Source organism: Actinomadura fibrosa (assembly GCF_900659615.1).
GTDB classification, from domain to species: Bacteria; Actinomycetota; Actinomycetes; order Streptosporangiales; family Streptosporangiaceae; genus Spirillospora; species Spirillospora fibrosa.
Map to the genome: position 1 here is coordinate 1 of NZ_CAACUY010000272.1, position 10,958 is coordinate 10,958.

Annotated in this window: 8 protein-coding genes and 1 tRNA gene; all 9 read right to left on the reverse strand. The window is 76.5% G+C overall.

Annotated elements, in window-relative coordinates:
• On the reverse strand, positions 1-716 hold a 716-nt coding region (locus E1300_RS42335), incomplete at its 3' end, for an AAA family ATPase (protein WP_165503241.1).
• The gene (locus E1300_RS42340; protein ID WP_131762925.1) at positions 713-2,368 is read right to left on the reverse strand and encodes an ankyrin repeat domain-containing protein; all 1,656 of its coding nucleotides are present in this window, start codon (positions 2,366-2,368) and stop codon (positions 713-715) included. The genes E1300_RS42340 and E1300_RS42335, both read right to left, overlap by 4 nt.
• Positions 2,369-2,399: 31 nt before the next feature.
• Entirely contained in the window at positions 2,400-3,536 is a 1,137-nt protein-coding gene (locus E1300_RS42345) for a leucine-rich repeat domain-containing protein (RefSeq protein ID WP_131762926.1), read from the reverse strand.
• 2 nt (positions 3,537-3,538) lie between these two features.
• Entirely contained in the window at positions 3,539-4,909 is a 1,371-nt protein-coding gene (locus tag E1300_RS42350; protein ID WP_131762927.1) for an SDR family NAD(P)-dependent oxidoreductase, read from the reverse strand.
• 31 nt (positions 4,910-4,940) lie between these two features.
• Positions 4,941-5,013, reverse strand: a tRNA-Gln gene (locus tag E1300_RS42355).
• A 58-nt stretch (positions 5,014-5,071) separates the two neighbouring features.
• Positions 5,072-6,007, reverse strand: a complete 936-nt coding sequence (locus E1300_RS42360; protein WP_131762928.1) for a DUF5954 family protein — start codon at positions 6,005-6,007, stop codon at positions 5,072-5,074.
• 131 nt (positions 6,008-6,138) lie between these two features.
• A complete protein-coding gene (locus E1300_RS42365; RefSeq protein ID WP_131762929.1) occupies positions 6,139-7,191 on the reverse strand; it encodes a rod shape-determining protein in 1,053 nt (350 codons plus the stop codon).
• Between the two features lie 244 nt (positions 7,192-7,435).
• Entirely contained in the window at positions 7,436-8,287 is an 852-nt protein-coding gene (locus E1300_RS42370) for an SAM-dependent methyltransferase (protein WP_131762930.1), read from the reverse strand.
• An 81-nt stretch (positions 8,288-8,368) separates the two neighbouring features.
• A complete protein-coding gene (locus tag E1300_RS42375; RefSeq protein ID WP_131762931.1) occupies positions 8,369-10,492 on the reverse strand; it encodes an ATP-binding protein in 2,124 nt (707 codons plus the stop codon).
• Positions 10,493-10,958: the final 466 nt, after the last annotated feature.

A 10,958-nucleotide genomic window follows, 5' to 3' on the forward strand; every position in this document is an offset into this window, starting at 1 on the left:
AGGCGGTGCGCCAGGCCCGGCCGGGCGGTCAGGAACCCCGACACCGCGCCGCGGGCGCGCGCGACCGCCGCCGCCGTCCTCCCCTCGTCCACCACGGGGACGGTCAGCTCCGGCCAGGTGCCCGCCATGCCGCGCGCGACGGTCCGCGCGTCGTGCGTCCAGTGCAGGTGGACGAACCGGTTCGCGAGCGGCGGGCTGAGATGCCAGCCGTCCGCGGCGCTGGCCGGGGGGTTCGCGGCGGCGACGACCCGCACCGGGCCGGGCAGCGCGAGGCTCCCGACGCGGCGTTCCAGCACGACCCGCAGCAGCGCCGCCTGCACGGCCGGGGGCGCGGACGACAGCTCGTCGAAGAACACGATGCCGCGCCCGGCCCGCGCGAGCCGCACCGCCCAGTCCGGCGGCGCCATGGGGACGCCGTCCGCCGCCGGGTCGGCGCCGACGATCGGCAGGCCCGCGAAGTCCGACGGCTCGTGCACGCTGGCGATCACCGTCTCCAGCCGGACGCCGAGCGCCTCCGCGAGCCGCTCCATCCCCGCCGACTTGCCGATGCCGGGCTCGCCCCACAGCAGCACGGGGATGTTCGCCGACACCGCGAGCGCGAGCGCCTCCAGTTGCGTGCTGCGGGCGGGCTCGCTGCGCCAGGCCCCGGCCCGGCGGTTCAGCTCGTCCGCCGCGGCGAGCAGATCGGGTCCGGCGCCGGGGGTGTCGGGTGTCATGCCAGCCACGTCAGGTCGGTGCGTCTACGCAGGTCGATCAGGTCCTTGAGGCCGAGGTCGGAACCGTCGGACACGTCGGTGCGCGCTCCCGCGTCCACCAGGGCCCGGCACAGCGCGGCGGTGCCGTGGTCGCCGACCGCCACGTGCAGCGGCGTCCGCTCGTGGTGGTCCCGGTCCTCCAGGTCGAGGCCCGCGTCCAGCAGCCGCGGCAGGAGCACCTCGTGGTCCAGCGTGTGTAGGCAGTGCAGCAGGGTGCGGCGGCGCCCGTCCCGGACGCGGGGGTCCATCCCGGCGTCGAGCAGCCGCAGCACCCCTTCGGTGTCGCCGTGCTGCGCCCGCTCGAACAGGTCGCTCCGCTGCTCGCGCAGGGCGCGCGGGAGCCGCCCGGCCGCCGTCCGCCACGCGTGCTCGACGGCGAAGCAGCCGGTGACGGCGCCGCCGAGCGCCCGCATCGCGTTCTCGCGTTCGCGCTCCCGCGCGGTGTGCGGCGTCCGCAACCGGCCGCCCGCCGACCGGACCTCGTGCCATTCGCCCAGGCAGCGGACCCGGACGGGCCCGGGAGGCGCTCCCTCCGGCGGGCCTACCGGACCGTCCGCGCCGGGCCGGGCCGGGAACAGCGCCGACCGGACGAGCGGGTGCAGCTCCTCCGGGGTGACCAGCCCGGCGCGGAGGAGGTCGAGGTCGGGCAGGCGGCGCCAGCGGTGCTCGTCGAGCAGCGGCGGGGCGTCGTGCCCGCGCTCGCCGTCCACCTCGGCGAGGGGCCGTCCGCGCCCCTCGCCCCCGACCGTGATCCGCACGCTGGAGCGGGGATCGGCGGCGATCCGCACGACACCGGTCTCGGGGCGGGCGGCGGCATGGCGGGCGACCTCCCGGGCCAGCAGCACCGGGGACACCGGCAGGTTCGCGATGACGTCGTCCGGGGCCCGCAGCCACCAGGGCCGCTTCGGATCGTCCACGAGGCGCAGGTCGAGCCCCACGGCGGCGAAGGCCCCCACGAGGTCGCCCCGCTCAAGCAGCAGGACGGCCCACTCGGTCAACGCTGACTGGGAGGCGCTGGACGGGGCGGAGGCGGGCAGTTCGCCGCCGGTCAGCGGTGTGCCGTCGGGGTGGAAGAACGGTGGACGGTCGGTGCCGCCGGTGTGCCGCAGCAGGTCGGCGGAATGGCGGGCGTCGAACAGATGGCGCGAGGCCGTCCAGTCCCGCGGGCTCAGGCGCGGGTCACGGAGGCGTCGGCTCAGGGCCAGGGTCAGCCGTTGCGAGCCGGTGACCAGCTCGGGGGTCCGGACGTTCAGCACCAGGGGCCGCCCGCCGGGGCCGGCGGGCTCGTAGCGCGCGAGGACGAGCACGAGCGACGTCGCGATCGTCGTCCGGCCGCCGCCGACCCGGGGGAGGTGCCAGCGGAGCAGGTCCGGCGCGAAGTGCCGCAGGTCGTCCGACAGCCGGGCGGCGGCCTCGGCGCCGAACTCGTCCGCGACGCCGTCGAGGTCGAAGGCGACGTCCACGTTCGCGGCGGCGCAGGCACCGCGCCAGTCGCCCGCGAGCCGCCGCTCCGCCGCCCGCTCGATCATCCGGCGCGGCACGGCGTAGCGGCGGGCCCGGCGCCACATCGCGAGGTCCGTGCGGAGGCGCTGCGCGGGCGGCGAACCGCTCATCGGCGGCCACCCGGGCCGGGCAGGGGGCGGCTCACCGGTAGACGCTCGCGATCGCGCGCAGGTCGGGGTGCGGGCGCGCCGCCGGGCGCAGCCGCCGCGCGAACTCGCGCTTCACCCTGCGCGGCAGGCCGGGGCCGAGCCCGACGTGCTCCAGCCGCGTGCCGTCGCCGACCCCGGCCAGCAGCGCCTTCGCGCCTCGCCCGGTGAGGCCGGTGTGCCGCAGTTCGAGGCTGCGCAGCGGGCTGCGGGGGAGTGCGTCGGCCAGCGCGGCGGCCCCTTCGTCGCCGGTGGTGTTCGGCGGTGCGCCGAGTGCGCGCTCCGAGGGTGGACGTCCCAGGTCGAGCGACTCGATCCGCCCGAGCGCCCCGGCGAGGGCCCGCGCGCCGTCCGGCCCGATCCCGTTCCCGCCCAGCCCCAATCGCACCGGCTGGTCGGGTGACGCGAGCGCCGCCTCCGCCAGGACGGTCGCGCCTTCGTCGCCCAGGTGGTTCGCGGGGAGGTACAGCTCGCGGACCCCCGCGTCGCGCATCAGCGCGGCGAGCAGGTCCGCGGCGTCCGGGCCGAGGCCGTTGCCGCCGAGGAACAGCCGTTCCAGCGGCGTCTCGCGCGCCAGGAGGGCGTCGAGGAGGGCGCGCAGCCCGTCCGGGCCAAGACCGGTGTTGACCAGGTCGAGGGTGCGGATCGCCGTGTTGCGGCGCAGCATCCGCGCCACCGCCGCGGCCCCGGCGTCGCCGACCGGGTTGCGCTTCAGCCACAGCGCCCGGACCTCGGCGTCCCCGGCGAGGCGCCCGGCGAGCGCGGCGGCGCCGCCGGCGTCGATGCGGTTGCAGCCGAGGTAGAGGGTCCGGACGCCGTGGCCCGGTTCGAGCGCGTCCGCGATCGCCCGCGCGCCCGCGCCGCCCATCGCGTTCGTCCCGAGCAGCAGGTGCGCCGCGTGCGGGGACGCGACCGCGGCCGGGACGAGCCGCGCGACGCCCGCCGCGCCGAGGCCCTGTTTGCACAGGTCGACCCGGCCGTCGCCGCGCAGCGTCCCGAGCGGGAACGTCTCGTCGCCCGCGAGCGGCGCGCCGTCGGCGAGCCGCGCCAGCAGCGGGCCGAGCGCGGCGGGATCGGCGAGCGGCACGTCGGGATGCCCGGTCGCCGGGCAGCGGACGGGGGTCGGCTCCATCGTCACCACTCCACCGGTCGGTAGTCCTTGAGGAACAGGCCGGACAGCCGCTCGCCGCCGACGCCCCGCACGATCGGGTCGTACACGCGGGCGGCGCCGTCGATCACGTCCAGCGGCGGGCGGAACCCCGCGGCCCGCTCCGCGAGCCTGCCCGGATGCGGGCGCTCGTCGGTCACCCAGCCGGTGTCGACGCTGGTCATGTGGATGCCCGCCGCCGCGTAGTCGGCGGCGGACGTGCGGGTCAGCATGTTCAGCGACGCCTTGGCCATGTTCGTGTGCGGATGGCGGACGGTCTTGTTCGCGCGGGAGAAGCTCCCCTCCATCGCCGACACCTGGACGACGTACCGGTCCGGGAACGGCGACGCCTCCAGCAGCCCGCGCAGCCGCGCCGACAGCAGGAACGGCGCGAACGCGTTCACCAGCTGCACCTCCAGCCACTCGGCCGGGTCGACCTCGTGCAGCCGCAGGCTCCAGCTGTTGCGGTCGCGCAGGTCGAGGGGCTCGCCCGTCTCGTCCGTGAGCCCGGCGGGAAACAGCGCGTCATCGCGGACGGCGGGCGCGGCCGGCGTCCCCGGATCCAGGGCGGCACGCACGCCCTCCGCGACGTCCACCTCGTCGGCGCGGCCGTCCAGCGGCAGCGCCTCCGCCGCGCGCACCTCCCGGTGGTACGCGGGCGGCCTGCGGACGGTCTGCGCCGCGTTGTTCACCAGCACGTCGAGGTGGTCGAAGCGGGCGTGCGCCGCCTCCAGGAACCCGGCGACGCCCGGCAGGTCGAGGAGGTCGACGCCGTGGACGTGCAGCCGGCCGAGCCAGTCGGCGGAGTCGCCGACCGCGGCGAACCGGCGCGCCGCGTCCCGGGGGAACCGCGTCGTGACGAGCACCTCCGCGCCGTCCCGCAGCAGCTTCAGCGCGACCTGGAACCCGATCCTCACCCGTCCGCCGGTGACGATCGCCCGCCGTCCGCGCAGGTCGCAGCGCGCATGCCGGCGCGCCGCGTTCTCCGCCGCGCAGCCGGGGCAGAGCAGGTGGTAGTCGGGATGGACGTCGCGGTAGGGCTCCTTGCAGACATAGCAGCGCCGCGCCCCCACCAGCACGCCCGCCCCGACCGGACGGGCCGGGACGTGCGGGTTCGGCGACGGGTTCTGGTCCTGGAAGCGGGTCGTCGCGGCGAGCGTCTCGCGGTCGCCGCGGCGGCGCTCGGCCAGCCGGGACGCCTTGCGCGCCTTCTTCCCGGCCCGGTGGACCTGCGACGCCGCCTCGAACACGGCCCGCCAGGCCGGATCGTCGGGACGGGCGGCGCACGCCCGCTCCAGGGTCCGCAGGCACGCCGCCAGCTCCGCCGGGTCCGGGGCGTCGGCGGGGACGGGCGGCACGGCACTCCTCGCTCCCGGGGGACGACAGGGGCAAGGCTGGTCGGATTCGAACCGACGTCCTCCAGCTCGCAGCAATGGCGCGACGACCTCTGCGCTACAGCCTTGCCGTGCGGCAGCCTAGCGAACGCGCCCGACGATCCGCCTTGGATCTTCGGGACGGGCTCATGCCGGGTTCGGCGCGTCCTCGTCGGACGGGCGGGCGGGTTCCGGGCCGTCGGGGCCCACGCGGATCGTCCGGACGACCCGGACGATCCGGAAGCGGCGGCCGCAGGCGACGAACTCGACCGCGCGGCGGGCGTCGACGCGGTCGGCGGCGCGGGCGTACTCGTCCAGCTCGCCGGGGCTCGGCGGCCGCGTCCCCGGCGGGACGAACCCCGGCAGGATCACGCGGAAGTAGTGCGCGAGGGCGTCCCGGGCGTCCTGCGGGCCGTCGCCGCCGGTGATCGGCCGCCACCGGTCGTCCAGGTCCTCGACGACGGCGAACCCCGGGGGCAGCAGCACGACCCCGGGGTGGACGCGGATGGCGTCGAGGGCCTCCATGCGCAGCCGCTCCGGGACGGTGCCGGCGGCGGGCACGAGGCTCAGCAGTTCGAGCCGGAGCGCGGCGCCGGACGGCCCGACGGGCGCCGCCGGGTCGATGAGGAACGAGCGGATCGGGCCCTGCTCGGTGTCGGTGGCCCGCGCGGGCTCGGGCCCGTCCGCGCCGAAGCGGGTGAAGCCGAGCGACCGGACGATGCGGTACCGGGACGCGCCCGCGCTGAACTCGGTGCCGGTGGCCGCCTCGCCGACCTCGGGATCGAGGCGGTCGGCGAGCGCGCGCAGCTCGCGGCGCCCGCGCACGCCGAGCCGGGCGGCCGTCTCGCGGAGGTGGGTCGCGAGGTCGACCCGGGCCCCGCAGGGTGCCATCGCGCCGAGCGCGAGGATCCGCCAGTCGCGGCCGGACTGCTTGGCGACGCCGAAGTCCGGCGGCCCGGCGCCGACGACCTTGGGATACACCCGCATGCGCTCGGCCGCCTCCTGGTCGCGGACCGCCTCCACGGGGTCGAGCTCCCGCACGACGTTGATCAGGTCGTATCCGGGCATCCTCTCGAAGGCCATGCACCCATCGTGACGTCGCGGCGACGCGGGCGTGGCGGAAACGGCGAGCCCGCCGCCAAGCGGCCCGGAACGGCCGTCCGTTTCCCTCGCCGCGGGACGGTCCGGTTCCCGGTCCCGGGCGGCGGAGCGCGTCAGGGCTGCGGGACGGTGCGCAGCAGCCGCGGGTGGGGGGTGACGTCCCGGGCCGGCTTCTGCGAGTCGTTGGTGCGCTGCACCCGCGCCGCGCCGATCACGGCCGCGTCGCCGGAGGCGTCCCCGATGCAGGCGCCGAGGCCGGTCCGCTCCTGGATCAGCTTCTCCAGCCCGGGGAGGCGGGACGTCCCGCCGGTGAGCGTGATGCCGACGGCGAGCAGTTCGCCCGCGACCTCGGGGGTGCAGCCGCGCAGCCCCTGGTGGACGGCCTCGACGATCCGCGAGACCGGGCCCTCGATGGCCCGCTGCACGTCCGAGGTGGTGAGGATGAGCCGCCGGGGCAGCCCCGACTGGAGGTCGCGGCCGTCCACGACGGTCCGCCGGACCGCGTGGCGTCCGAGGGTCGGGACCGTCCCGACGGCGATCTTCGCGGCCTCCGCGGCCTCCGCCGACAGGTCGACGCCGTGCTCGCGCTTGACGAGGGCGATGATGGCGCGGTCCAGGTCCGCGCCGCCGACGGCCGCGGTGTGCGAGGTGACGAGGCCGCCGAACGCGATGACGCCGACGTCGGTGAGCTCGGCGCCGATGTCCGCGATGACGGCGATCTCGTGGCCGCGTCCCGTCATGCCCATGCCGACGGCGGCGGCGATCGGCGTCGGGACCACGGTGAGGCGGCGCACCCCGGCCTGGTAGGCGGAGAACTGGAGCGCCCGGTAGTGGACGGACGTCATGCCGCTCGGCACGGTGATCACCAGTCGCGGGCGGGCCATGAGGCGGCGGCGGTGGTGGATGCGGACGAGCTGCCGCATCAGGTACTCGGCCTCGTCGGTCTCCGTGGGGGCGCCCTCCCGGATGGGGCGGACGAGCCGCACGTCGGGGTCGCGCCCGACCATCCGCAGGGCGGGGGCGCCGAGCGCCAGGATCGCGCCGGTGCGCCGGGACCGGGCGAGCAGGGACGGCTCCCTGCACACGACCCCGCGGTCCTCGACGTGCATCCGCACGGTCGCGCTGCCCAGATCGATCGCGGTGTCGCGGCCTGCATAGTGCCACATCGCTGTTTCCCCCCAATCGCCGGAAATGTGCGCGGACACAGGGTGATGCCCCGGTGACCTGGGGCAATGCCCATACGGGGGTAAGCGAATGGCAACGTCCGGCCGCGAATTGATCGGACATGTCCGACAGGCCCGCCGGGACGGGCGGTCCGGGCGCGGCCGTGCGCCGCCCCCGGACCAAGAGATCGTCAGCTCCGCCCTCGCGCCCGGTCAGCTCGCGCGGCGGGTCCGTCCCGGCGGCGGGTCAGCGCTTGCGGAGGACGCCGCCGTACTCGTAGATCGACCGGTCGGCCTTCGAGGCCCCCTCGTACTGGGCGAGCTCCGCGGGGACGGGCGCGAGCGGCGGCTGGAGGTCCATCGGACGCCAGTCGACCAGGTTGCACAGGCCGGGCTCGACGGGGTCGAAGCCGGACAGCAGCTCGTCGATCTCGGCGGGCGTGCGGGTCTGCCACGGGATCCCGGCGCTCGTGACCTGCTCGGTCATCAGCGCGCTCTTCACCGGGTCGTCGCAGGCGACCTGCGAGAACGTCACATGGCTGCCCGGGGCCGCCCGGTCCATGATGGTGTGGACGACGCGGCGCGGGTCGTCGGCGTCCGGCAGGTGGTGGCCGACGGACAGGAACAGCGTCGCGACCGGCTCGGAGAAGTCGATGAGCCGCCTGACGTCCGGGTGCTCCAGGATGAAGTCCTGGTCGCGCATGTCGGCGGTGATGACCGTCGTGGACGCGTCCCCGGCGAGCAGCGCCCGGCCGTGCGCCAGCACGATCGGGTCGATGTCGACGTAGATCACGCGGGCGTCCGGCCGGAACTGCTGCGCGACCTGGTGCACGTTGTTGTCGGTCGGCAGGCCGCAGCCCATGTCGATGAACTGCCGGATCCCCGCCTCCGTGGCCAGGTAACGGACGGCGCGGTAGAGGAACAGGCGGTTCTGGCGGGTGATGTCCAGCCCGGCCGGGTGGGACTCCAGCTGCTTCCTGATGAACTGCCGGTCGACCTCGTAGTTGTCCTTGCCGCCGAGCAGCCAACCGTAGGCCCGCGCCGAGGTCGGCACGTCGTTCGGGATGTCGGCGAGCGAGGGCTGGTCGTCGTGGGTCACTGCGCGCTCCGTATCTGCGCTGATGGGACAGGGCACCGCGGGCTTGGAACGCTACTCGGAAATGCCCGGCTTGCGGGGATTTTACCGATCTTGGTCGGCGGTGGAGGCGGTCGTCTCGCCGAGGGCGAGCGCGATGCCCTGCTCGTGGGTGGCCCGCAGCCCGGCCGAGTGGGCGCTCTCGAACCCGGCGTCGCCGAGCACGGCGCGCAGGCCCCGCTCGCAGGCCTCGCGCGCGGCGGCCAGCTCCGGCGCCCCCAGCTGCGCGAGCCCGTGCGTGCGCCAGATCCGCTCGCCGACCCCGAGCAGCCGCGCGGCCCGCCCGGCCTCGCCCGTCCCGGCGGTCGCGAGGGCCAGCACGTCCAGGCACAGCGCCATGAACCAGGTGTCGCGGTGCAGCGGCAGCTTGCGCTCCAGCGCGCTGCGCCCGTGCGCGACGGCGGCCCCGGGCCGCCCGAGCGCGAGCTCCGCGAGCGCCTGCACGTAGTCGGCCCACGCCTGGAGGCAGCGCTCGCCGCGCTCGGCGCTGCGGACCCGCGACTCCTTCGCCAGCGCCGCCGCCTCCGCCGGGCTGCCGAGCTGGACGTGGGCGAACGCGCGGACGCCCCGTTCGAGCAGCCAGACCGCCTCCTCCACGCCGCCGCGCCGCGGGTCGAGCTCCAGGTCGCCGAGGATCGCGAGCGCCGCGGCGTTCTCGCTGCGCAGCGTCAGCTCCGACGCCTCCAGGAACGCCGCGGCCGTCCGCGCGACCGGGTCGGTGGCCGTCCGGCAGATCTCGACGCACTCCGCGCTCGCGCCGAGGTCGCCCTGGGACAGCGTGATCAGTCCCCGCGCCCAGGCCGCGCGCGTCCGCGGCGGCCCCGGCTTCGTGTGCGCGGCGAGCGCCCGTTCGAGGTAGTGGCGCCCCTCCCGCTGGAAGCCGCAGACGTACCAGAAGAACCACAGCGCGCCCGCGAGGTCCAGCGCGTCCTCGCCGCCCGCTGGATCGCCGAGGCAGTGCTCCAGCGCCGCCCGCACGTCCGCGTGGACGGCGAGGACGCGCTCGTACCACTCGATCTGCCGCCCGCCCATCCAGCAGGAGTAGGCGCGCCGCGCCTCGGCGAGGAGGAAGTCGCGGTGCCGGCGTTCGAGCTCCCCGGTCTCGCCGAGCTCACGCAGCCACCGCGCCCCGTACTCGCGGACGGTGTCGAGCATCCGGTACCGGACGCGCGCCCCCTCGCCCTCCTCCAGCAGGATCGACGTGTGCACCAGCCGGTCGAGGACGGCCGGGATCCGCAGCGGCGTCAGCGGGCCCCCCGAGCACACCTCCAGGACGGCCCGGCGGTCGAACGCGCCCGCGAACACCGACGCCCGCGCCCACAGCAGCCGCTCGGCCGGACCGCACAGCTCGTGGCTCCAACCGATCGCCGTCCGCAGCGTGACATGCCGGCCGGGCTCCCCTCCTGGCCCGCGCGCGAGGAGCTGGAACCGGTCGTCGAGACGGTCGGCGACGGCCTCGACGGGCAGCACCCGCAGCCACGGCGCCGCCAGCTCCAGCGCCAGCGGCAGGCCGTCCAGCCGCCGGCACAGCCGCGCCACGGCCGCCCGGTTCGACGCGTCCACCGCGAACCCCGGGACGGCGTGCCGCGCGCGGGCGGTGAACAGCCGCACGGCGTCGTAGTCCGCCGCGCCCGCCCCCGCCTCCTCGCCCTCGGCCGGGACGGGCAGCGGCGCCAGCGTCACGACGTGCTCGCCCGGCACGTCCAGCGGCTGCCGCCCGGTGCTGAGCACCCGCAGCCCCGGCGCCGCGTCCAGCAGCTCGGTGACCAGCGCGGCGCACGCCCGCGCCAGGTGCTCGCAGGTGTCGAGGATCAGCAGGCAGCGCCGGTCCGCGAGGAAGTCGGCGAGGACGTCCGGCAGCGGCCGGGTGCTCTGGTCGCCCACGTCCAGCGCGCCCGCGACGGTGTGCGGCAGCAGCTCCGGATCGCGCAGCTCGGACAGCTCCACCATCCACGTTCCGTCGGGGAACCGGTCCGCGGCGCGGTGCGCGGCCTCCACCGCGGTGCGGGTCTTGCCGACCCCGCCGACGCCGGTGAGCGTCACCAGCGGCACCACGTCCAGGAGCTTCACCAGCTCCGCCAGCTCGGCGGTCCGTCCCACGAAATCCGAGAGCCCCCTGGGCAGGTCGCCCTGCCGCCGACCGCCACCCGTCCCGGTCGATCCGCTCATGTCGCCTCCTTGTGGGGGACGACCCCCACGCCCCTCGGCGGAGGCACGGAGCCGCGGACCCGCGCCGCTCGCCCCTACCCCGCCGCCGTCCCGCATCGCCTGGAACCCGGATCGCCTGGAGCCCAGACCGCCTGGAACCCGGACCGGCTGGAGCCCGGACGGTCCGGATCCCGAAACCACCTCAGTTCTCTGACGGTAGCCGTGCGGAGGCGCGCGGTAAGGGGAACGGAGGAAAACGGCGAATTCGTCCGGTCGAGGCGGGTCCTCGCGAAGCGGACGCGCACGCGGACGCACGCGGATCTAGCGGGCGCGGGCGCCGATCAGGGCGGCGACGGCGCGCAGGCCGGCGGCGGGGCGGGCGGACGGCCCGGCGGCGTCCAGGCAGGCCGCGTCCCTCTACACCCGGGCACGCGACGGCCACGACCAGTACGGGCTGAGCTGGGCCGGGCCGTTCGACCGGGCGGAC

Coding starts and splice junctions, on each gene's coding strand:
- E1300_RS42340 (WP_131762925.1), bottom strand. CDS start 2,368: ATGAGCGGTTCGCCGCCCGCGCAGCGCCTCCGCACGGACCTCGCGATG.
- E1300_RS42345 (WP_131762926.1), bottom strand. CDS start 3,536: ATGGAGCCGACCCCCGTCCGCTGCCCGGCGACCGGGCATCCCGACGTG.
- E1300_RS42360 (WP_131762928.1), bottom strand. CDS start 6,007: ATGGCCTTCGAGAGGATGCCCGGATACGACCTGATCAACGTCGTGCGG.
- E1300_RS42365 (WP_131762929.1), bottom strand. CDS start 7,191: ATGTGGCACTATGCAGGCCGCGACACCGCGATCGATCTGGGCAGCGCG.
- E1300_RS42375 (WP_131762931.1), bottom strand. CDS start 10,492: ATGAGCGGATCGACCGGGACGGGTGGCGGTCGGCGGCAGGGCGACCTG.